Below are 21689 nucleotides of genomic sequence, written 5' to 3' on the forward strand. Positions count from 1 at the left end.
CTAGGGAGCAAGGTTCGACACGGGAGTCCTGAAACGTCGTCGTCACTTTTTGTCGTGACTGCGAGGTTCGTAGGGCTGAGAGGGGATCGCGACCAGATCCCGACCGTCAGACCTGACCCGGATCATGCCGGCGCAGGAAGTGGAGGTGGAGTTTCGTGAGTACACACGCTCGTACGGTGTCGGTTGTCGGCGGCGGTGTCATCGGTCTCGCTATCGCGTGGCGAGCAGCCCGCGACGGGTGGGCCGTTCGGTTGTACGACCCGTCCATTGGATCAGGTGCTTCGTGGGTGGCGGGCGGAATGCTTGCCCCGCTTTCCGAAGGCTGGCCGGGTGAAGAAACCGCGTTGACAATCGGTGCAGCGTCCCTGGAACGGTGGCCGACGTTCGGTGAGGAGCTCGGAAAATTCGGGCAATCGGTCTTCACCGCGGACAGCTCGCTGACGGTTGCACTCGACGCTGCCGACGCGCAGGACCTGCAGACCATCGCCGAGTGGGTGAGCTCGCAGGGGCACGAACTCGAAGTTCTCGGTCGCGCGCGCATCCGTGAACTCGAACCGATGCTGGGCCGGGGCATCCGGTCGGGGTTGATGGCTGTTGGTGAGTCCGCCGTCGACAACAGACTTCTGCTGGCGGCGTTGCAGAAGGCCTGTGCGGAATCCGGCGTCGAATTGATCGCGCGGGCCGTCGACGACCTCGCCGAACTCGATACCGATCAGATAGTGCTCACCGCCGGTATCGCGTCACCCAAGCTGTGGCCCGGGCTACCGGTACGCCCGGTCAAGGGCGAAATCCTTCGCTTGCGCAGTAGGCCTGGAGTCACCCCGGCGCCCAGCCGCACCATCCGCGGAAGCGTCCACGGGCGGCCCGCCTACCTCGTCCCGCGCGGTGACGGAATCGTCGTCGGCGCAACACAATACGAGTCTGGTGAGGACACACAGGTCACGATGGCCGGAGTACGGGACCTGATCAACGACGCCGAGGCACTGATGCCGGCGATCGGCGAATACGAACTGTACGAGTGCGCGGCAGGTCTGCGTCCCATGACGCCGGACAACCTGCCGTTGATCGGGCGCGTGTCCGATCGTGTTGTCGTCTCCACCGGGCACGGCCGCAACGGGGTCCTGCTGACGCCCGTCACCGCCGATGCGACGGTCGCGTTGCTGAACGGCACATCTTTGGTCGAGGTAAAAGGAACCGAACCCGAGCGGTTCGCAGTAGCTAAGGAAAATTCATGAGTGAGCAGGTCCCGATCGGGATCACCGTCAACGGCGAAGATCTCGAGTTCGATCGAGCAGTCACGGTGACCGAACTTCTGACGCACCTCGAGTTGCCGAGCAAAGGCATCGCCGTCGCCGTCGACGGTGCGCTCTTTCCTCGCGGGCGTTGGGACGAATCCGTCGGACGTGGTTGGGAAATCGAGATCCTCACGGCGGTGCAGGGTGGCTGAGCAGGACCTTCTCACTATCGCGGGCCGCAGTTTCGGTTCCCGGCTCATCACGGGGACAGGCGGCGCCGCCAACCTTGCGGTCCTCGAGGAAGCGCTTGTCGCCTCCGGTACCGAACTGACCACCGTCGCGATGCGGCGAGTCGACGCGGCAGGCGGCACGGGTGTTCTGGACCTGCTTCGTCGCCTCGGAATCGAACCGTTGCCGAACACCGCCGGGTGTCGGGGCGCCGCCGAAGCGGTCCTGACGGCGCAGTTGGCACGCGAAGCGCTCGAGACGAACTGGGTCAAACTCGAAGTCATCGCCGACGAGCGGACTCTGCTGCCCGACGCAATCGAACTCGTCTCCGCCGCAGAACAATTGGTGGACGACGGATTCACCGTCCTGCCGTACACGACGGACGATCCGGTGCTGGCGCTTCGCCTCGAAGAGGTCGGCTGCGCGGCAGTCATGCCGCTCGGTTCACCCATCGGGACAGGGCTGGGTATCGCGAATCCGCACAATATCGAGATGATCGTCGAGCGCGCCGGCGTGCCCGTCATCCTCGACGCCGGAATCGGAACGGCCAGCGACGCCACCCTTGCCATGGAGTTGGGCTGCGACGCCGTCCTGCTTGCGACAGCGGTGACGCGGGCCAAGAATCCCGCGTTGATGGCGTCGGCGATGCGGCACGCAGTGGTAGCAGGTTTCGAAGCGCGTCACGCCGGCCGGATTCCCAAGCGGTTCTGGGCCCAAGCATCGTCCTGACGGACCATTTCCGGGTGTTTTCTCAGGGTTTATGCCCGGATTGTCCGGCTTCGTGTCCTACCTGAGTACCACTCGGAACTAGACCTGTGGCCGATGTGCTGGTCATTGCCGGTAGGGCAAAGTTCTCCTCATGATTGAACTGAGGGGATTGACCAAGGTTTACGGACCGACGAAAGCGGTGGACGATTTGTCGTTCACGGTCAAGCCGGGCATCGTGACGGGCTTCCTGGGCCCGAACGGTGCAGGCAAGTCGACGACGATGCGGATGATCCTGGGTCTGGATCAGCCGACGTCGGGTGCGGCGTTGATCGAGGGCAAGCCGTACCGGGAGCTCAAGACGCCGTTGCGGACGGTGGGTGCGTTGCTGGATGCGAAGTGGGTGCACCCCAATCGCAGTGCGCGGGCGCATCTGCAGTGGATGGCTGCTTCGAACGGGATCCCGAAGTCCCGCGTCGACGAGGTGCTCGGGTTGGTCGGGTTGTCCGAGGTGGCGGGCAAGAAGGCCGGCGGGTTCTCGCTCGGTATGTCGCAGCGTCTGGGGTTGGCGGGTGCGTTGTTGGGGGATCCGAAGGTGTTGTTGTTCGACGAGCCGGTCAACGGTCTCGATCCGGAGGGCATCGTCTGGATTCGTAAGTTCATGCAGCGGTTGGCGGCCGAGGGCCGCACGGTGCTGGTGTCGAGTCACCTCCTGTCGGAGATGGCGCTCACGGCGGAGCAGTTGGTGGTGATCGGTCGGGGTCGGTTGATTTCGGATTCGACGGTCGCGGAGTTCGTGGATCGTTCGTCGGAGTCGACGGTGCGCGTGCGCAGCCCACAGCTCGATGCGTTGCGCAGTGTGTTGCTCTCGCAGGGGCTGACGGTGCGTGAGGACGGTTCCGGCGTTGCCCCGGCATTGGTGGTCGTGGATTCGACCACCGATGTGATCGGTGGTTTGGCTGGTTCGCAGGGGATCGTGTTGTACGAGTTGGCTTCTCAGCAGGGGTCGCTCGAGGATGCGTTCATGAAGTTGACCGGGGACGATGTCCAGTACCACGCATCCGGTATCGATCCGGGTGTCGGTGCACACCACGCAAATACACAGCAGGCAAACACGCAGCAGGCTATGGGAGGTGCACTGTAATGGCTGTTCTCAGTGCTGAACGTATCAAGATCACCACGACCAAGTCGCCGCTGTGGTGCTCGGTCATCATCGTCGTGCTCGCGCTCGGCTTCGCGGCCATCATGGGCGCGGTTGCCAAGTCGGCTCTGACGTCCTCCGACGTCCAGGGAGCACCGGACCTCGACACCGCCGTTGCCACGGCCGGCATCTCGGGTTTCGGAATCATGGTTCTCATGATCATGGCGGCCCTCGCGGTCACCAGTGAGTACCGCTTCGGGACCATCCGCACCACCTTCCAGGCCGTTCCGAACCGTGCCTCGGTTCTGATCGCCAAAGCCGGCCTCATCGGTGCTTTCGGTGCTGTACTGACATTTGTTCTCGCCTTCGGCGCGTACGCCATGGCCAAGGCCATCGCCGGTACCGAGGCGAGTGCCGGATTGACCCTGTCGAGCGGCAGTGACTGGCGCGCGATCTACGGCATCCCGATCTACGCCTTCCTGTGCGTGATTCTCGCTGTCGGCGTCGGATCGATCATTCGCCAGTCGGCCGGCGCAATTGCGTTGCTCCTGCTCTGGCCGCTGCTCATCGAGAGCCTGTTCGGACTGTTCGGCAGCTTCGGCGAGAAGATCACCCCGTTCCTGCCGTTCGCGAATGCAAACCACTTCCTCAGTGCGAGCAGCGGTGGCGTCGACTTCCACTGGGGACCCTGGGGCAGCCTGATCTACTTCGCGGCCTTCGTTCTGGTGATTTTCGGAGCAAGTATCGTCATCGTGAATCGTCGCGACGCCTGATCTTGTCGCTCCCTCGGTAGGTGTTGTCGGGAGACCTACCGAGAACCAGGAGTGACAGCAGAGTAGGGACCCAGTACGAAAAACCATTCGTACTGGGTCCCTTTCCTGTGCTTCGGCCGATATCCTCCGAAGATGAGACTCTTCGGTGTGGTTGTGGTCGCAATGGCTGGAGCACTCGTGGTGAGTGGATGCTCGTCGGGAAGTGAAGCGGCCGTCCCGACAGACCCGGTTGCATTCTCCGAGACCGTCACGGTCGACGCCGTGACCGGGCATCTGGAGCAACTCGAGAAGATCGCCGCCAACAACGAGGGCAATCGATCGGCCGGTACCCCCGGCTATGACGCCAGTGTCGACTACGTGGCAAACCTGCTCGAAGACAAGGGTTTCGAGGTCAGCACCCCGGAATTCGACTTCAGCTCCTTCGATCCCGGCACCGAATCCCTGAAAGCCGCTGACGGCTCCGATGTTCCGGTGCGGGCGCTGACATATTCCACCTCCACGGGACCGACCGGAATCACGGCGCGTCTGGTGGCGATTCCCGCCGACGAGACCCCCGGTTGCGAGGCCACCGACTACGACGGCCGCGACGTGAACGGTGCAATCGTGCTGGTCACCCGCGGAGTGTGCCCGTTCGGCGACAAGCAGAAGATCGCCGCTGATCGCGGCGCGGCGGCGTTGCTGGTTGCCAACAACGAGGACGCAATGCTGGGCGGGGCTACCTTGGGTGAACCCGAAGACGCCCGCATTCCGACCGGCGGGGTGAGCAAGGCGTCGGGCGAGGCTCTTGCCGCAGCGCCCGGAGACCTCACGCTGATTCTCGACACGTCGACGGAAACGACGAAGTCGCGCAACGTGATTGCGCAGACCAAGACCGGCGCGACCGACAACGTGGTTGTCGTGGGCGCCCACCTCGACAGCGTGCCGGAAGGTCCCGGAATCAACGACAACGGAAGCGGAACCGCAGCCGTGCTCGAAACCGCGCTGCAGATGGGAAGCTCACCGAGCATCGAAAATGCCGTGCGTTTCGCTTTCTGGGGAGCGGAAGAAGTGGGATTGGTCGGCTCCACGCGCTACGTCGAGGGTCTGAGCGATCAGGAACGGGCCGACATCGCCCTGTACCTGAATTTCGACATGCTCGGTTCGCCCAACGCCGGATACCTGGCTTACGACGGCGACAACTCGGATGCCGTCGGGGAGGGGCCCGGGCCCGAGGGGTCGGCGGGCATCGAGCGCACCTTCGTCGACTTCCTTGCCGATCGGGGGATTGCGGCGGACGGAACGGACTTCGACGGGCGTTCCGACTACGGCCCGTTCATCGAGATCGGAATCCCGGCGGGCGGAGTGTTCAGCGGCGCGGACGAGCGCAAGACGCCGGCACAGGCCGAGAAGTGGGGCGGAGAAGCGGAGGAGACCTTCGACCCGAACTACCACAGTGCCCAGGACAACCTCGCGAACATCGATCGCGAAGCGCTCGCTGCCAACGCTTCTGCAGTAGCCTTCGGAGTTGCGACGTATGCCCAGGATTTGAGCGGGCCGAACGGAGTTCCCGTCGGCGATGCCCGGACACAGGCCAGAACCGAATGATCGACTGACCGAATGATCGACTGTGCGAGCGACCAGGAGGCCACTGTGCGAGAACGGCGGCAGCACGCTGTCTGTAACTCTGAGTTACGCTTGAGTTATGGCTGATCTGTCCCCGGAGAACACCGACACGGCAGGTGCTTCTTCCTCCTCGGTTCGAGGCGTCGTCGACGTCGTCTTGAACTCTGCGGCAGAACTTAACCGTCGGCAGCAGCTCATCGACGCGCTACGACGCCTCAGGCGGGCACTACCCGGTGATCCAGGGTTTGGGGACCCGCTCTCGCTCGCCGGCCCCGGCGGTGCCCGCGCCGTGGCCCGCGTCGCTGACAGATTGCTCGATCAGAAACCGGCAGCCACTCGCGAAGTGAGCCTCGGAGCACTGCAGGTCTGGCAGGCAGCGCTGGAAAAGATGGGCCGCGGCCGCGGGGATCAAGAACTGACCATCGTCTTCACCGATCTGGTGGGCTTCTCCACCTGGTCGCTCGCAGCCGGTGACGGCGCGACGCTGACCCTTCTGCGTGCGGTGGCGCAGGCCGTGGAAACTCCGATCACCGACAACGGCGGACACGTCGTCAAACGGATGGGCGACGGTCTGATGGCAGTGTTCATTCGCCCGGATGCGGCTTTGAAGGCGGTGTTCACCGCGCAGGACGCGCTCGCGGAAGTCGATCTCGACGGATACACCCCACGCATGCGCGTCGGCCTACACACGGGTACCCCGCGTCAGATCGGTGACGACTGGCTCGGCGTCGACGTGACCATCGCCGCCCGCATGATGGGCCTGGGCGGCGACGGCAACGTCATGATGTCGGCGACGACTCTCGAGGAACTCGAAGCCGGCACCCTCGAGGATCTCGATCTCACGATCCGGCCATGGCGGCGAGGGTTTTTCGCGACCACGCCCAACGGAGTTCCCGTCGACCTGGGAATCTGGCGCGTGCGCCGGAACTAGCGCCCTGGACCTCGAGCGCTAGACCTGGAGCCGCCAGAGCGGGGACACCGGACCGTGTCCCGCGCCGAGGTCGTACGACGCCTCGAGGCACTTGGTCACCCACTCCTTGCCGAACGCCACCGCGTCCGGAACGGAATAGCCGTGTGCGAGAGCGCAAGTGATCGCAGCAGCCAGCGTGTCTCCGCCACCGTGATCGTTGCCGGTGTCGATCCGGGCACTGCTGAATTCGAGGAAACGGTCGCCGTCGAACAACAGGTCGGTGGACAACTCCGAAGTACGAAGGTGGCCACCCTTGACGATGGACCATTGAGCGCCGAGCGCATGCAGCGCTTCTGCCGCTTGGCGGGCGCTCTTGTCGTCGACGACCTCGATACCGGTGATCAACCGAACCTCGTCGAGGTTCGGAGTGACCACCGTGGCTGCCGGAATCAAGGTGTTGCGGACCGCGTCGAGAGCTTCTTCGTGCAACAGCGGATCGCCGTGCATCGACGCGCACACCGGGTCGACCACGAGCGGAATCCGACGGTCGCGGCCGATCCCAACCTCGGCGGCAACCGCGGCCACCGCTTCGATGATCGTCGTCGACGCGAGCATTCCCGTCTTCGCCGCACCGACGCCGATGTCCGAGACCACGACGCGCACCTGGTCGGCGACGATCTCCGGCGGAATCTCGTGGAATCCGCTGACTCCCACCGAATTCTGGACCGTCACTGCGGCGACGGCCACGCAGGCGTGCACTCCGCACATCGCCATCGTGCGGGAATCGGCTTGAATGCCGGCTCCGCCACCGGAGTCGGTTCCGGCGATGGTCAATGCCCGAATCGGGGTCTGTCCGGCGGGGGTCAGGGGCAGCAGCTTCACGACGACGAGCCTACCGATCGGACCTGGGGAAACGGCAGCTCGGTCCCACCTCTCGCGGGAACGACGGCGCGAACTGCGATTGCGATCCGGTCGTTCCCGGTGCAAAAATTGGTCGAACCCGGGACAGCGTCGTCGGTAGCTGATTCTATGAGTGGCATGGATCACAGTTATGGAGAGCGTGCGAACGCAGCTGTCGCCGATCGCGCAGGTGCACATCGTGCCGTGGAGGTCGCCGCAATGAACGACATCGAAAATTCGAAAACCGGAACCTCACCGGAAGTCACGCTCGTGGACAATCCGTCGCACGAACGATTCGAACTGCTCTCCGACGACGAGTTGGTCGGCATCCTCGGATACCGCGACGAAGACGAGATTTCGGGGAGCGGAGCCGAAGCGGGCGACGTGGTTGCGTACATGCATACCGTTGTCAAAGAGGAGTACGGCGGGCAGGGACTGGCAGCCGTACTCGTGCAGTTCGCAATGGACTGCGCCCGTGAACGTGATTGGTCGGTACGGCCCGTGTGTACCTATGTTCAGCGGTACCTCGGCGAGCATCCCGAGTATCTGGAACTGCTCGTCGAGGACTAGAAGCCCGAGGGTGCAAACAGACGATCAGGCTCCGAGATTCACGATCACCCGAGATTCACGATCACCCGAGATTCACGATCACCGGAGCGTGATCGCTGGCGCCCTTGCCTTTTCGCTCGTTTCGATCGATCTCGGCCGCCTCGACGCGAGCTGCGAATGCCGGTGAGCCGAGGATGAAGTCGATTCGCATGCCCTGCTTCTTCGGGAAGCGAAGCTGCGTGTAATCCCAGTACGTGTACACGCCGGGACCGGGTGTGTACGGGCGAACTACGTCCGCGAACCCGGACTCGGTGAAGGCGGTGAACGCAGCTCGTTCCGGCTCCGACGTGTGGGTCTTGCCCTCGAAGAAAGCGGGATCCCACACGTCGTCGTCCGTGGGAGCGACGTTCCAGTCGCCGACCAGGGCGATCTGCGCGTCGGGATCGTGCTTGAGCCAGCCCTCCGCGTCGTCGCGCAGCTTGGCCAGCCAATCCAGCTTGTAGGCGTAATGCGGGTCTTCCAGCTCACGGCCGTTGGGGACGTACAGGCTCCACACCCGCACACCGCCACAGGTGGCACCGATCGCACGTGCCTCGCGGACCGGGTCTGCCGCGGGATCCTTGTCGAACCCGGGCTGATCCTCGAATCCGATCTGCACGTCGTCCAAGCCGATGCGGGAAGCGATGGCGACACCGTTCCACTGGCTCAACCCGACGTGGGCGACCTCGTAGCCGATTTCCTTGAAGCGTTCGTACGGAAACTGCTCGTCCTTGCACTTGGTTTCCTGCATTGCCAGGACGTCGACGTCGGATCGACCGAGCCAGTCGATGATCCTGTCGGTACGGGCACGGACGGAGTTGACGTTCCAGGTAGCGATGCGCACGAGGGCAAGCCTAGCGTCAGCCGCCGACAGGATCGGTGGCGTATCGGTAGCGGTGGTGTTCGACGAATCCGAGTTGCTCGTAGAGCGCGATCGCCGCGAAGTTGTCCGCCGAAACCTGGAGGTACGCGTGCGTCGCACCGTTCTCACGACCCCAGGAGAGTAGATCTCCGCAGATCAGCGACCCGATTCCGTGACGACGGTGTTCAGGGGCGACGTGAATGCCGGTCAGTCCTACCCAGCGTTTGTGGTCGGGTGCCTCGGTGAGCGCAGCGCGCCCGATGGCAAGCGTCGTGTCGGTGTTTCCGATCGCGCCGAAAGTTGCAGTGCCCACGACAGCCGTGAGGACCGCCTCGACGTACGCCGGATCGCCGTGGGCGTCGTACATCGACAGCCAGTTGTGGTCGGGGCGGTCGGCGAACGAGGTGACCGGAGGACCGAGCGGCAGCGTGACATTGCCCAGATCGGCGGCCATCACGATGGTTTCCTTCTTGCTGGTCCACCCGTCCGGAGCGGTGCCGAGTCGATCGGGGAGGAGCAGCAGGGTCGGCAGTCCGCGGTCACCGAACCACTGGCGTATCCGCTCGATGGTGCTCGCGTCGAAGCCGGCAACCGCCCCCGCACCGCCGAGCGGCAAAGCGGAATTGGCGCGACCGGTGACACCGTGACCGGCGCGCAGCAACCAACCGTCGATCCACGCCTGCTCGACCCCCGGCCACGCCGCCGCAGCAGCCGTTTCGAGGTTTCTAATCTCGCCGATGCGAATCGGGCGGGCCGAGAGACTCTTGAGCGCGATCACCTGATCGGCGGAGACCTGGACCAGCCGACCGTCGCCGGCGCGAACGGCGATGGGATCGGCGCCCTCGAGGATGCCGATGACGTCGGTCATGGGATGCGAATAGCCGGGTGGGAGCTTGTATCGCAAAACCACCCGGCTACCGATCGAAATGTTGCCGTTCAGAGCAGAATTCTCAGTCTTCGTAATCGTCGTCGTCGTGACCGAACGGATCGTCGACGGTCCCCGGCGTCCAGGTCAGACCGGGCTTGCCCCAACCGGAACGCTTGATGATCTTCTTGGCAGCGCGCGCGTTGCGGCCGATCAGTACGTCCGTGTAGAGGAAACCGTCGAGATGCCCGGTCTCGTGCTGGAGCATCCGTGCGAAGAATCCGGTGCCCTCGACCTCGATCGGGTTGCCGTCGGCGTCGGTGCCGGTGACCTTCGCCCAATCGGCGCGACCCGTCGGGAACTGCTCGCCGGGAACGGACAGGCAACCCTCGAAGTCTTCGTCCGGGTCGGGCATCGTCTGGGGGATTTCGGACGTCTCGAGTACCGGGTTCACGACGACGCCGCGTCGACGCTCGCTGCTGCGGTCGTCACCGGGGCAGTCGTAGACGAAGACTCGCAGTGGAACACCGACCTGATTGGCCGCCAGACCGACGCCGTTGGCAGCGTCCATCGTCTCGTACATGTCTGCGATCAGTTCGGCGATCTCGGCCGGGGACTGAGTGACCGGCTCTGTCGCCTTGTGCAGTACTGGGTCGCCGACGATTCGGATGGGGAGGATAGCCATGCGGACAAGGATAGTGCGGCGCGCCCGCGTAGTTATCACGGCCCGCACACTCGATCATGGTTCAATGGTTGCTGAAGAACAGCGATGTAATTCGTTGCTCGGTCGGAACGTGGGCCGCGGGGGAAATTGTGAGTTACCTTCGGGCCAGGGGACCGGGAAACTCACGGCCGCGAGAATTCGGTCGGAAAAAGAACACCGGGCATACGAGTCTCGCTGACGCCGAGCACAGCAGTCGAGGAGTGACATGGACGGCGCAACCGCGCGTAGTCGGAACCAGTCCGAAGGCACTGGCGCCGACGATTCGGTAGTAGATACAGCAGGCATGCACGAGGTGGGCGAAGACGGCCTCACCCGCCGGGAGCACGACATCCTCTCCTTCGAGCGCCAGTGGTGGAAGTACGCCGGTGCGAAGGAAGAAGCCATCAAGGAGTTGTTCGACATGTCGGCAACCCGCTACTACCAGGTTCTCAACGCCTTGGTCGATCGCCCCGAATCCTTGGCGGCTGATCCCATGCTGGTCAAGCGCCTGCGTCGTCTGCGTGCCAGCCGTCAGAAGGCCAGGGCCGCCCGCCGCCTCGGCTTCGAGGTCACCTGAATCACGCGTACATATGATCGGGCTGTCCACACACTGGCGATAAGGTCGACATCGTGAGTACCCCGAAAGAGCAGCCGTCCGGACCTCCGCTTCGCGCAATCGCCATGGTGTTGATCGCGTTGGCGATCGTGTTCATCGGTCTCGGAGCAGCCTCACTGGGTGGATCGAGCGACGGTGGATCGGGCGACGAGAACACCGCAGCAGAGCAGACCGAATCCTCGGCGTCTGCCACGACGAGCGCCCCCGCGCCGGCCACCACCAAGCCGGCAGCGACGACACAACCCGCTTCGGGCGATACCACCACCACGTCGCGACCCTCGGGAACTGCGACGACCACGACTTCCAGCTCCGCGAGCGGCACCGACACGTCGAATGTCAGCGTTCGAGTTCTCAACAACAGCACCGTCTCCGGTCTGGCAGCAGGCACCGCCGAGGAATTGACGGCAGCAGGTTGGAACGTCGAGGAGACGGGTAACTACAGCGAGGGCACCGTCAGTACGACGACGGTGTATTACGGATCGTCCGCGGCGGAGAAGGCAGCGGCGCAGAAGATCGCGGCTGAACTCGGAGTCTCCGCAGAGCCTCGATTCGCCGGCATCGCGAACGCGTCACCTGGCGTGATCGTGATCGTGACCTCCAACTGACCGGTCGTGAAGGTGGAACTGACCCGTCGGTTCCAGCTACTACACGCGCCGTTATGATCAGAAGCACTTTCTCGCCACCTCAAAGGAGCGGTTCGATGGCCCCCAGCAGCACCCGGCGTATGTCCTGGCGCGTCGTTGCCCCTGTAGTCGCGATTGCCGCTTTCGGCTTGACCGCTTGCAGTAACAGCGAAGAGCCCAGCAGCGTCCCCGGCACGACTCCTCCGGTGTGGACCGGTGCAGCCGATCCCAGCGCGCACGAAAGCGCGGGCGGCCACGGTTCCGAGACGGCTCACGCCGGCGCTTCTGCCGAAACGGTCACCGCAACGCTGAACGGCACCGACGGCGCCAAGGTCGGAACGGTTACGTTCGCGCAGGAAGGTAGCGACGTCAAGGTCACCCTCGACGCCAAGGGCCTCACCCCCGGCTTCCACGGATTCCACGTCCACCAGGTCGCCAAGTGCGAGACCAATTCCGTTGCCCCCAGCGGCGGAGAGCCGGGTAACTTCCTCTCGGCAGGCGGACACTTCCAGGCCGAGGGTCACACGGGCCACCCGGCGAGCGGCGACCTCACTTCGGTTCAGGTCCTCGAAGACGGCACCGCCACACTGGTCACCACGACCGATGCATTCACCGTCGACGAACTGGTCGCAAACGGTGGAACATCCGTCATGATCCACGCCGGAGCGGACAACTTCGGCAACATCCCGACGCGTTACGCGCCGGCACCGGATCAGCAGACCCTCGACACCGGTGACGCAGGCGGACGCGTTGCTTGCGGTGTCATCACCAAGAGCTGACAAACTCACCTGAGTTTTGCATCACTTCCGGCGACTACCACGCAGTAGCCAGCACGGTGTTTTTACCGACACTGTGATTGGATTCTCTGCGTGGTAGTTCCATTTCCAGGTTCGCCGCGCCCGACGCTGGGCGTGGAGTGGGAGATCGCGCTGGTCGATCGCAAGACCAGAGATCTCTCCAACACAGCAGCCGAGGTGTTTTCGGCGGTCGAAGAGCTTGCCGGCTCCGAAACCCCGCACATCACCAAGGAACTACTGCGAAATACCGTCGAACTCGTTACGGGTATTCATTCGACGGTCGGCGAGGCGATGAGTGATCTCGACAGGTCACTGGATCTGCTGCGTCGCGCCGCGAATCCGCTCGGCGTCGACCTCATCAGCGCGGGCACGCACCCGTTCGCGCAATGGTCGACTCAGTTGGTCACCCGGACGCCCGACTACGACGAGCTCATCGAACGCACGCAGTGGTGGGGTCGGCAGATGCTGATCTGGGGCGTGCACGTCCACGTGGGTGTCTCGTCCGCGGACCGCGTTTTCCCCATCATCAACGCACTGCTGCAGCGCTATCCGCATTTGCTGGCGCTGTCGGCATCCTCGCCGATGTGGGCCGGTGTCGACACCGGCTATGCGTCCAATCGAGCGTTGATGTTCCAGCAGCTCCCCACCGCAGGTCTTCCGTACCAGTTCGAGAACTGGGCCGAATACGAGTCGTTCATCGACGACCAGATGAAGACCGGTGTGATCACCAAGATCGGTGGCATGCACTGGGACATCCGTCCCGCGCCGAAGTGGGGAACCATCGAGGTCCGGGTGTTCGACGGCGTCTCGACGCGCGCCGAACTGGGTGCCCTCGTTGCTCTGGTCCACTGCCTCATCGTCGATCTGGACCGCAGACTGAGTGCCGGTGAGACTCTGCCGAACATGCAGCCGTGGCACGTCAAGGAAAACAAGTGGCGCGCAGCGAGATACGGACTGGACGCCGAGATCATCCTCGACTCCGACGCAAACGAGTGCCTCGTCACTGACGATCTGGATCGCCTACTCGACGACTTGGCGCCGATCGCGGTCTCGCTCGGCTGCGCGGACGAGTTGGCGTCGGTGGCGGACATTCCCCGTCGCGGCGCGTCCTACCAGCGGCAACGTCGTGTCGCGGAAGCGACGGGCGGCGATCTGGTTGCGGTCGTCGACGCCTTGGTCGCAGAGTTGGGCACCTAGCAGGTTCACAGTGCGAAGGGCTGTTTCGCGGACTGGAAATCCGGGCATACCAACCGTTTGTCCAGTGGGTGTCCATATTCAGTTCACACGCCGTTTACTATTGTCCGGTGTTGATAGACAGTTGGTCCCAACGAGGGGGCGCACCCGGACAGTCGGACCGTTCGTGGTCGAGTTCTCACCGACTCCTTCTGATCGGCACAGCAGCATTGACCGTGCTGGTCCTGGGCGTGCAGGCGTTCGCGTCGTACAAGGGCTATCTCGGTCCGGTGGAAAGCCTGTTCGGTGACTACTTCCTCGTTCCCCGCTCCGCGACCATGCCTTGGGTGGGCCTCGCTCTCGCGCTCGTCGGACTGAACAACAAAGAACGCATCTACGCGGTATCCGCGGCCGTCGTGATCGACGTGGTCGTCGGCGCGATCCGCTGGTTCTCGGGTGGACCGCTGACGATGGGCACCGGCGGCACCTGGGTGCTGACGGCCATCGCGGTGTACGCGGTGTGGAAGTTGTCCGGTGAGCGTCGACTCAGCGTTCTGCACGGCGTCGCGCTGGGCGCGTTGCTCATCATCGCGGCCAAGGTTGCCGAGACGTGGCTGGAGATCACCATTCTCGTCGGCACCGACGTGTGGGACGAGTACGTGTTCCTCGCCGACCAGGCTCTCGGGAATCCGTCGTGGGTGATGGGCCAGATCGTCGACGCCATGGGCCCCGTCGGTGCCGCAGCCCTCGACTGGATCTACGTCGAACTGCCGGTCGCGGTGATCGTGGTTGCTCTCTATCAAGTACGTAAGGGATGGCCGTCGCATCACCTGCTGCGCACGTTCCTGCTCATCGGGCTGATCGGCCCGATCTTCTACGTCCTGTTCCCGGTGGTCGGCCCGGTGTTCGCCTTCGGTCCGCGTGGGTTCGGATTCCAGATCGGTGACTACTGGCCGAACATCGTGCCCAACTTCGACTTCGCATCACCGTCGTCGCTGCCGTTCGACGACGCCGCACCGCGAAACTGCATGCCGAGCCTGCACACCGCGTGGGCGGTCGCATTGTTTATCCACTCGCGCAGCGGGCCGTGGTGGATTCGCAGCCTGGGATCGTTCTGGCTCGTTGCGACCCTGACCGCGACGCTCGGTTTCGGATTCCACTACGGCGTCGACCTCATTGCCGGTGCCGTCCTGTGCTTGACCCTCGATGCGGCGCTACGGGATCCGGAGCGCGGCTGGGGTTGGTTCCGAGTGCGTCTGTTGATCGGTGGCTCGGCACTCCTGGCGGGATTGTTGCTCTCGTACCGGTTCGCTGCGGTGCAGATGGCCGAGTACCCGGCGATCTTCGGGCCGCTGCTGATGGCTGTCCTGGTTCTGATGTCGGTGGCGTACTTCGCCACCTTCTTCGCCCGCCCCGGCACTGCTCTTGCGGTGTGGGGCGAGCGCGACGGCGAGTGGGATGCCGTTACAGGAGAGAGTCCGGGTCTTCCAGCTCGTTGATCTTCATGAGGTCGTCCTCTTCGCGCTGTTCGCGGTAGGCGACTCGGCCGACGCTGTGCGCGATCACGGGCGCCGTCAGCAGCGTGAAGATGCCCACCAGGACCAACATCCAGATGTCGACGCTCCCACGAAGCAGGAACACGGCGCCCATCAGGACCAAGATCAGTCCGACCACCTGAGGTTTCGTGGCCGCGTGCATACGACGCAGAGTGTCGGGGAAGCGAACGATTCCCACCGCGGCGGTCAGCGCGAGCAGCGCGCCGAGGAAGATGGAGATGGCCCCGATCGTGTCGAGGATGTTGCCGATCACTGGTCACTCACCCGGAAGCGCGCGACGGACACCGAACCGATGAAGCCGACCAGCGCCAGCGCGACGATCGCGGGAACGATGGTCGTGTCTTTGCTGTACGCGGCCCAGACCGCGAGTCCACACATCGAGACCGCGATGATCGTGTCCAGGGCGACGAGGCGGTCGAGTGAGCTCGGACCGTCGAGCAATCGGAACGTGGTCAGTACGGCGGCGATCAGCAGAATCACTCCGGAAATGATCAAGATCGTGGTGATGAACCCGTTCATGGTTGGTCCTCCTGCCGGGGTGCATCGAATTCGTAGTCGCGCTGGTGCCATGGGCTGGGTTGCCAGTCCGAATCACGTTCGAACGACGCGATGAACAACCGCTCGAGGTCCTCCACCGAGCGGTAGAACGCGCTGACGGCTTTCTGCGAGCCGACGTCGAGCACGTGGACGTAGACGATGCGTCGGTTCTGGTCGATCTCGAGAACCATCGTGCCGGGGATCAGGTTGAGAACGTCGATGCACAGCGTGAGAACCAGGTCGGACTTGATCCCGAGTTGGTACCGCAGAACTCCGGTGACCGGGGGCGGCGACGGGCGGATCGCCAGCCACGCGACCTGGATACTCGACTGGATCGCGTAGTACACGATCATCCACAACAGACGCAGAATCGACAGCAGATGTACCCGACCCTCGACCGGTACGCGGGGGAGGGGAAGCAGGACCATGATGATCAGGCCGACGGCGAGTCCGCCGAAGATGTTGCCGAAACTGATGTTGCCCCACAACAGGATCCATACGACCATCAGCCACAGCAGGATCCCGACGCGGAGTACCTGTTCGCGTTTCATCGCGGAGCCTCCTCGGTGTTCGGGGCCTCGGTATTCGGGACATCGGTACTGGGAGCTACAGCAGGGTCGTCTGCAGCGACGGGAGCTTCGTCGACCGGCACGGGCCGGTGGTTGCCGAGAACCGCGTCGATGTAGATGGACCGGTCCTGCAGGTCCTTCGCCGCTCTGTCGCTGATGTCGATGATCCGGCCCGCGAACACCGTCAGTGCCAGACCGACGATGACAAGTCCGACCGTCGGAATCAGCATGAAGAGCGGAATCTTGCCGACATCCTCGCGGTCGACGAACGCGATGTCCTCTTCGGACTCGTCGATCAACGCTGACGGGCTGACGTCGGCGAGGTCACCTTCGGGCGCGTCGGCCCGGGCTCGCCAGAAAGCCTTGGTCCACACGCGGGCGACGGCGTAGAGCGTCAGCAAGCTGGTGATCGTGCCGCCGGCAACGAGGATCCAAGCCAACGCGCTGGCGTCGGCCGCACCGGCCTGAAGGAGCGCGACCTTGCCGATGAAGCCCGAGAACGGCGGGATACCACCGAGATTCAGCGCCGGGATCAGGAAGACGATCGCGAGGATCGGGCTGGCCGCCGCCAGACCGCCGAGACGGCGCAGCGACGACGACCCGGCTTGTCGTTCGATCAGGCCCACGACGAGGAAGAGCGTCGTCTGCACGATGATGTGGTGGGCGACGTAGTAGATCGCGCCGGACAGCCCGGACGTCGTGGACAGAGCGATACCGAAGATCATGTAACCGATATGGCTGACCAGTGTGAACGAGAGCAGACGTTTGATGTCGCTCTGCGCGATGGCACCCATGATGCCGACCACCATCGTGAGCAGGCCGCACACCATCAGTACGTTGTCGAGTTCCCCTTGCGGGAACAGCAGTGAATGCGCGCGGATGATCGCGTACACACCGACCTTGGTGAGCAACCCGGCGAAGACGGCGGTGATCGGTGCGGGCGCGGTCGGATACGAGTCCGGTAGCCACGCAGACAGCGGGAAGACCGCGGCCTTGATGCCAAACGCCACGAGCAGGACAGCGAAGATGGCGGTTCGTGTGCCCGGCGGAATGTTGTCGAAGCGCAGGGCCATGTCGGCCATGTTGAGGGTGCCGGTCGCCGCGTAGGCGAAAGCGATGCCCGCCAGGAAGATCAGCGAAGACACCATCGAGACCATCACGTACGAGACACCGGCCCGGACGCGGTCAGCGCTGGCACCGAGCGTCAGGAGCACGAAACTCGCGGCGAGCAGAACCTCGAACCCGACGTAGAGGTTGAAGAGGTCACCGGCGAGGAACGCGTTGGAGATACCGGCGGTCAATGCGAGATAGGTCGGCAGGAAGATCGAGACCGGCTGGGCCTCGCTGCCGTCGCGAATACCCTGACCGATCGCGTAGATCATGACGGCGAGCAACACCACCGACGAGACCACGAGCATCATCGCCGAGAGACGGTCGACCACGAGTGTGATGCCGATGGGGGAGTCCCAGCCGCCGACCTGAACGGCCGTCGTACCGTCGCGGTCGGCGAGGTAGAGCAGCAAGCCCGACACCGCGACGACGCCGACGAGCGCGATCAGTGTGATCACGCGCTGAAAACGAGGACGTCGGCCGACGACCAGCGTCGCAGCTGCGGCCAGCATCGGGATCAAGACGGGCAGGGGCGCAAGGGCTCCCATCAGGTTGTCCGAGATGGTCATGCGCCTCCACCTCCCTCGATCTTGGTCTGGCGAGCGTCTTTGCGCCGCTTCTCGGATTCCTTCTTACGAGCAAGGTCGGTGGCCCAGTCGGGTACCGGTTCGTCCTCGAAGTCGCCGTCGTGGAGGTCGTCGTAGCATTCGATGTCCTCGAGGTTGACCAGTTGTTCGAGGGGAATAGGGTTGCCGTCCTTGTCGAATGCGTCGCCGCCGATGCTCGGGGCACCGGTGACCGGGTCGTCGGAGCGGTCGTGGTCGGGAGCGTCGGCAGGCAGGCGACGCTTGAGAACCTTGGTGTCCTCGGGATCGTCCTCGACGGCGTCGGCGGTGTTGATCTTGTAAGACCGGTACGCCAGTGCCAGAACGAAGCCGGCGATACCCATCGTGATCACGATCGCCGTCAGGATCATGCCCTGGGCGAGCGGATCCGCTATTTCCTCGTGGACCGAATCTCGGCCGACGATGGGCGGATTCCCGTCCGATCCACCGACGGTCAGGATCAAGAGGTTGATGGCGTTGCCGAATAGAAGTAGACCGAGCAGCATCCGAGTGATGCTTCGTTCGATCAGCAGGTAGACACCGGCCGACGTGAGGACGCCGATCAGGATCAGCATTCCGATGTTTGCGCTCATGGTGCTTTCACCTCGATTTCTGCGTCGAGGCGGGCGCCGAGACTTCGGAGTACGTCCAGGACCAGGCCGACCACGATGAGGTAGACGCCCAGGTCGAAGAACAGTGCGGTGACCAGTTTGACGTGGCCGATGAGCGGGAGTGTGAACTCGAAGACGGCGGACGAGAGCGCTGGGGCGCCGAGGAACAGCGACACCAGGGCGGTGCCCGCGGCCAGCGCCAAACCGAGGCCGAGAATCTTGCCCGCGTCGATGGGTACGGCTTCACCGAGTTCGTAGCGTCCGCCGGCGAGGTACCGAAGTACCAGCGCCAGGCCCGCCGTCAGGCCTCCGGCGAAACCGCCACCGGGGGCATTGTGACCGGAGAAGAAGAAGTAGATCGACAACACCATGATGGTCGGGAAGATCAACCTCGTGGTGACCTCGAGAACCAGCGAACGGTGTCGAGGATCGATGAGGTCTCCGCCGCGCAACCACGTCGTGTCCGAGTTGGCAGCTGCCTTGTCGACGATGACGGAGGGGGCGTCCGCGACGCGCGGCGCGATACCGAACCGGCGGTTGCGGAAGACGAGGCTGGCGACGCCAGTTGCCGCGACCAGCAGCACCGAGATCTCACCGAGGGTGTCCCATGCGCGGATGTCGACGAGTAGGACATTGACGACGTTCTTGCCGTTGCCCAGGTCGTAGGCAGCGTCGGGAAGCAGCTCGTAGATCGGACGAGTGTTTCGGGCATTGGTCGCGAAGGCCGCGATGGTGGTGACGGTGATACCGACGGCGACAGCGAGTGCGGCACGCGGCCACTTGAAGCCGATCGCCTTGCTCTCGTCGACTTCGGCGGGGAACTTCCGGAGCACGAGCACGAAAATCACCAGTGTCAGTGTCTCGACGAGGAACTGGGTCAGCGCGAGGTCGGGTGCGCCGTGCAGCGCGAACAACACGCCGCAGCCGTAGCCGGTGAGTCCGACGAGGATGACGCTGGCGAGTCGGTTGCGCATCAGCGTCGCGGCGATGGCGGCCGAGATCATCATCAGCGCGATCGTGAACTGGATGGGTGAATCCCACATCCGAAGGTCGACTCCGCCGCCATCGGTGTCGATGATCAGCAGGAACAGCGGCACAACGACCAGCGTCGCGAGAATCGTCGACTGTGTGCGGGGGAGCGAACCACGCTGAGTGGCACCGGTCAGGCGCATCGAGATGGTGTCCATGCCGCGCAGGGTCGCGTCGTAGATACGGTCGGCGTTGCCGAGCGGCGGGTGCTCGAAGTGCAGTCGGCTGATCTGACGCTGCGCGATGTAGAGCGCGATGCCGCCGGCGATGACGATGCAGGTGAGCAGCAGCGGAGTGTTGAATCCGTGCCACAGCGCGAGGTGGTAGTCGGCGTGAGGTCCGGGGGCCAGTGTGGTGGAGTACGGGGTCAGCAGCTTCTCGAGCTGGGGCGAGAGAATGCCGGCGGCCAGACCGAGAACAGCGAGCAGGCCGGGCGCGAACAGGAACAGCCAACCCGGCTTGTGCATCTTGCTCACGGCTGGGCTGGGCTTGCTCAGGGTCTTACGTCCGAAGGCGCCCCAGATGAAGCGGACGCTGTAGCCGACGGTGAGGATCGAGCCCAACACGATCACCGTGACGACGGCGATGGACGACCAGTGGCCGAGCGCGTTCGTTTCGAGCACCGATTCGAGTGCGGCTTCCTTGCCGACGAATCCGAGTAGCGGTGGCAGACCGGCCATGCTGGCGGCAGCGAGGCTCGCGATGATCGCGAGAGCGGGTGCCGCTTTACCCAGGTGAGCAAGTTTGCGCAGGTCACGGGTACCGGTCGTGTGATCGATGATGCCAACGACCATGAAGAGTGCGGCCTTGAACATCGCGTGCGCCACGACCATCGTCATGCCGGCCAGGGCGGCGTCACGCGTGCCGATGCCGACCAGGACCATCATGAAGCCGAGTTGGCTGACGGTTCCGAAGGCGAGGACGAGTTTGAGGTCGTACGCGCGCATGGCTCGCCAACCGGCGAGGATCATCGACAGCAGACCCAAACTGATGATGGTGATGCGCCACGGCGGCGAATCGGCGTACCCGGGAGCCAGGCGCGCGACGAGGTAGATACCGGCCTTGACCATTGCAGCAGCGTGAAGATAACCGCTGACAGGGGTTGGCGCGGCCATTGCACCGGGAAGCCAGAAGTGCAGGGGCACGATTGCCGATTTGGAGAGCGCACCGATCAGGATCAGGACGATCGCGACGGACGGGAGCCACCCCGTCGGCGGGTTCGCGACCAGTTCGGACAGGTTGTAGCTGCCGCCGACCTGGCCGAGGATGATCATGCCGACCAACATCGCCAGACCACCCGCGGTGGTGACCAGCAGTGCCTGGGTCGCGGCGCGGCGGCTGGTGGCGCGTTCGGCGTAGTGACCCACGAGCAGGAACGACAGGACCGTCGTCAGTTCCCAGAACACGTAGAGAAGCAGCATGTTGTCGCTGGTCACTAGCCCGAACATGGCACCCGCGAAGGCGACCATCTCGGCGGCGAAGATACCGAGTCGAGGTTCGTCGTCGGTGAAGTAGCGGGCGCAGTAGACCAGGATGAGCGTGCCGACACCCAGGACGAGCACGGCCATGATGGCCGAGAGCGCGTCGAACCTGAAGTCGATGTCCATCGACAGCCCTGGAACCCAGGTGATGTGCAGCGTCTCGACGGTGCCCCATTTGTCGATGACCCAGCCGAGGCCGGCGAGGGGGACTATCGCGAGGGGGAAGAAGCCGTTTCGCCCTAACCTGCGCACCACAAGCGGAGCCAAGAGGGCGGCAACGGCATGGGCAAGCAAGATAGCGAGCAAAAGGCACTCCGTCGTGTTGTCAGCGGGCGGCGGGGTGTCCGAACAAAATCGAACCTATCGGATTAACGAGACAATTCACCTTGTCGGAGAGGTTGTCTTTGCGTACATATTACCGGGCGTGGCAGTTTCGATGTGCAGCGAGTCGATTCGGACATCATCGGCAC

Annotated in this window: 23 protein-coding genes and 1 riboswitch; of the genes, 13 read left to right on the forward strand and 10 right to left on the reverse strand. The window is 63.9% G+C overall.

Going from position 1 to position 21689, the window contains the following annotated elements; translation table 11 throughout:
* Positions 1-9: 9 nt before the first annotated feature.
* A riboswitch (TPP riboswitch) is annotated at positions 10-156 on the forward strand.
* The 7 genes from thiO (at position 156) to RhoBH5_RS20005 (ending at position 6615) form a co-directional block, all read left to right on the forward strand.
* On the forward strand, positions 156-1235 hold the full coding sequence (gene thiO / locus RhoBH5_RS19975) for a glycine oxidase ThiO (protein WP_003944311.1): 1080 nt from the start codon (positions 156-158) through the stop codon (positions 1233-1235). It overlaps the preceding riboswitch by 1 nt.
* Positions 1232-1447, forward strand: a complete 216-nt coding sequence (gene thiS / locus RhoBH5_RS19980) for a sulfur carrier protein ThiS (protein WP_003944402.1) — start codon at positions 1232-1234, stop codon at positions 1445-1447. The genes thiO and thiS overlap by 4 nt, the downstream gene beginning before the upstream one ends.
* Positions 1440-2192 carry a thiazole synthase gene (locus RhoBH5_RS19985; RefSeq protein ID WP_007726857.1) on the forward strand — a complete coding sequence of 251 codons (753 nt, stop codon included), beginning with the start codon at positions 1440-1442 and terminating at the stop codon, positions 2190-2192. The genes thiS and RhoBH5_RS19985 overlap by 8 nt, the downstream gene beginning before the upstream one ends.
* A 130-nt stretch (positions 2193-2322) precedes the next feature.
* The gene (locus RhoBH5_RS19990; RefSeq protein ID WP_058038516.1) at positions 2323-3312 is read left to right on the forward strand and encodes an ABC transporter ATP-binding protein; all 990 of its coding nucleotides are present in this window, start codon (positions 2323-2325) and stop codon (positions 3310-3312) included.
* Positions 3312-4082, forward strand: a complete 771-nt coding sequence (locus RhoBH5_RS19995; RefSeq protein ID WP_047268852.1) for an ABC transporter permease — start codon at positions 3312-3314, stop codon at positions 4080-4082. The genes RhoBH5_RS19990 and RhoBH5_RS19995 overlap by 1 nt, the downstream gene beginning before the upstream one ends.
* A 132-nt stretch (positions 4083-4214) precedes the next feature.
* A complete protein-coding gene (locus RhoBH5_RS20000; RefSeq protein ID WP_192712084.1) occupies positions 4215-5666 on the forward strand; it encodes a M20/M25/M40 family metallo-hydrolase in 1452 nt (483 codons plus the stop codon).
* Between the two features lie 97 nt (positions 5667-5763).
* Complete coding sequence (locus RhoBH5_RS20005; protein ID WP_007730127.1) at positions 5764-6615, forward strand: adenylate/guanylate cyclase domain-containing protein; 852 nt, start codon at positions 5764-5766, stop codon at positions 6613-6615.
* 18 nt (positions 6616-6633) lie between these two features.
* On the opposite strand, the gene thiD is transcribed toward RhoBH5_RS20005, so the two are convergent.
* Positions 6634-7476 carry a bifunctional hydroxymethylpyrimidine kinase/phosphomethylpyrimidine kinase gene (gene thiD / locus RhoBH5_RS20010; protein ID WP_073512166.1) on the reverse strand — a complete coding sequence of 281 codons (843 nt, stop codon included), beginning with the start codon at positions 7474-7476 and terminating at the stop codon, positions 6634-6636.
* A gap of 156 nt (positions 7477-7632) precedes the next feature.
* Here thiD and RhoBH5_RS20015 point away from each other — a divergent pair, with 156 nt between their 5' ends.
* Complete coding sequence (locus RhoBH5_RS20015) at positions 7633-8064, forward strand: GNAT family N-acetyltransferase (protein ID WP_231915197.1); 432 nt, start codon at positions 7633-7635, stop codon at positions 8062-8064.
* 61 nt (positions 8065-8125) lie between these two features.
* Here RhoBH5_RS20015 and RhoBH5_RS20020 read toward each other — a convergent pair whose 3' ends face one another.
* From RhoBH5_RS20020 to RhoBH5_RS20030, 3 genes are read right to left on the reverse strand one after another with little or no spacing between them, the layout of a single operon-like run.
* A complete protein-coding gene (locus RhoBH5_RS20020; RefSeq protein WP_270008709.1) occupies positions 8126-8926 on the reverse strand; it encodes an exodeoxyribonuclease III in 801 nt (266 codons plus the stop codon).
* Between the two features lie 16 nt (positions 8927-8942).
* The gene (locus RhoBH5_RS20025) at positions 8943-9884 is read right to left on the reverse strand and encodes an N-acetylglutamate synthase, CG3035 family (protein ID WP_419970235.1); all 942 of its coding nucleotides are present in this window, start codon (positions 9882-9884) and stop codon (positions 8943-8945) included.
* Between the two features lie 10 nt (positions 9885-9894).
* Entirely contained in the window at positions 9895-10494 is a 600-nt protein-coding gene (locus RhoBH5_RS20030) for a peptide deformylase (protein WP_003945053.1), read from the reverse strand.
* Between the two features lie 244 nt (positions 10495-10738).
* Here RhoBH5_RS20030 and RhoBH5_RS20035 point away from each other — a divergent pair, with 244 nt between their 5' ends.
* The 5 genes from RhoBH5_RS20035 to RhoBH5_RS20055 all read left to right on the forward strand — a co-directional run bounded on the left by RhoBH5_RS20035 (position 10739) and on the right by RhoBH5_RS20055 (position 15220).
* A complete protein-coding gene (locus RhoBH5_RS20035) occupies positions 10739-11089 on the forward strand; it encodes a DUF3263 domain-containing protein (protein ID WP_007730120.1) in 351 nt (116 codons plus the stop codon).
* A gap of 53 nt (positions 11090-11142) precedes the next feature.
* Positions 11143-11733, forward strand: a complete 591-nt coding sequence (locus tag RhoBH5_RS20040) for a LytR C-terminal domain-containing protein (protein WP_042926201.1) — start codon at positions 11143-11145, stop codon at positions 11731-11733.
* A 95-nt stretch (positions 11734-11828) separates the two neighbouring features.
* Positions 11829-12530 carry a superoxide dismutase[Cu-Zn] gene (gene sodC / locus RhoBH5_RS20045; protein WP_007730117.1) on the forward strand — a complete coding sequence of 234 codons (702 nt, stop codon included), beginning with the start codon at positions 11829-11831 and terminating at the stop codon, positions 12528-12530.
* A gap of 90 nt (positions 12531-12620) precedes the next feature.
* Entirely contained in the window at positions 12621-13745 is a 1125-nt protein-coding gene (locus tag RhoBH5_RS20050; protein ID WP_003945034.1) for a glutamate--cysteine ligase, read from the forward strand.
* A gap of 107 nt (positions 13746-13852) precedes the next feature.
* On the forward strand, positions 13853-15220 hold the full coding sequence (locus tag RhoBH5_RS20055; RefSeq protein WP_003945056.1) for a phosphatase PAP2 family protein: 1368 nt from the start codon (positions 13853-13855) through the stop codon (positions 15218-15220).
* Here the strand turns inward: RhoBH5_RS20055 and mnhG are convergent.
* Genes mnhG through RhoBH5_RS20085 form a run of 6 tightly spaced genes read right to left on the reverse strand, consistent with a single transcriptional unit; the run spans position 15186 to position 21525 of the window.
* Entirely contained in the window at positions 15186-15530 is a 345-nt protein-coding gene (gene mnhG, locus RhoBH5_RS20060) for a monovalent cation/H(+) antiporter subunit G (protein WP_003945045.1), read from the reverse strand. The genes RhoBH5_RS20055 and mnhG overlap by 35 nt on opposite strands.
* Entirely contained in the window at positions 15527-15796 is a 270-nt protein-coding gene (locus RhoBH5_RS20065) for a monovalent cation/H+ antiporter complex subunit F (protein WP_003945061.1), read from the reverse strand. Before RhoBH5_RS20065 ends, mnhG begins: the two co-directional genes overlap by 4 nt.
* Positions 15793-16365, reverse strand: coding sequence for a Na+/H+ antiporter subunit E (locus RhoBH5_RS20070; protein WP_003945063.1), 573 nt, complete (start codon positions 16363-16365; stop codon positions 15793-15795). Before RhoBH5_RS20070 ends, RhoBH5_RS20065 begins: the two co-directional genes overlap by 4 nt.
* Positions 16362-18062: a Na+/H+ antiporter subunit D gene (locus RhoBH5_RS20075; RefSeq protein ID WP_047268847.1), complete on the reverse strand. Its 1701-nt coding sequence runs from the start codon at positions 18060-18062 to the stop codon at positions 16362-16364. Before RhoBH5_RS20075 ends, RhoBH5_RS20070 begins: the two co-directional genes overlap by 4 nt.
* Positions 18059-18691 carry a Na(+)/H(+) antiporter subunit C gene (locus tag RhoBH5_RS20080; RefSeq protein WP_003945054.1) on the reverse strand — a complete coding sequence of 211 codons (633 nt, stop codon included), beginning with the start codon at positions 18689-18691 and terminating at the stop codon, positions 18059-18061. The genes RhoBH5_RS20075 and RhoBH5_RS20080 overlap by 4 nt, the downstream gene beginning before the upstream one ends.
* Positions 18688-21525, reverse strand: coding sequence for a Na+/H+ antiporter subunit A (locus RhoBH5_RS20085; RefSeq protein ID WP_007730104.1), 2838 nt, complete (start codon positions 21523-21525; stop codon positions 18688-18690). The genes RhoBH5_RS20080 and RhoBH5_RS20085 overlap by 4 nt, the downstream gene beginning before the upstream one ends.
* Positions 21526-21689: the final 164 nt, after the last annotated feature.

The sequence above is a fragment of the Rhodococcus sp. BH5 genome, assembly GCF_027583855.1.
GTDB classification, from domain to species: Bacteria; Actinomycetota; Actinomycetes; order Mycobacteriales; family Mycobacteriaceae; genus Rhodococcus_F; species Rhodococcus_F qingshengii.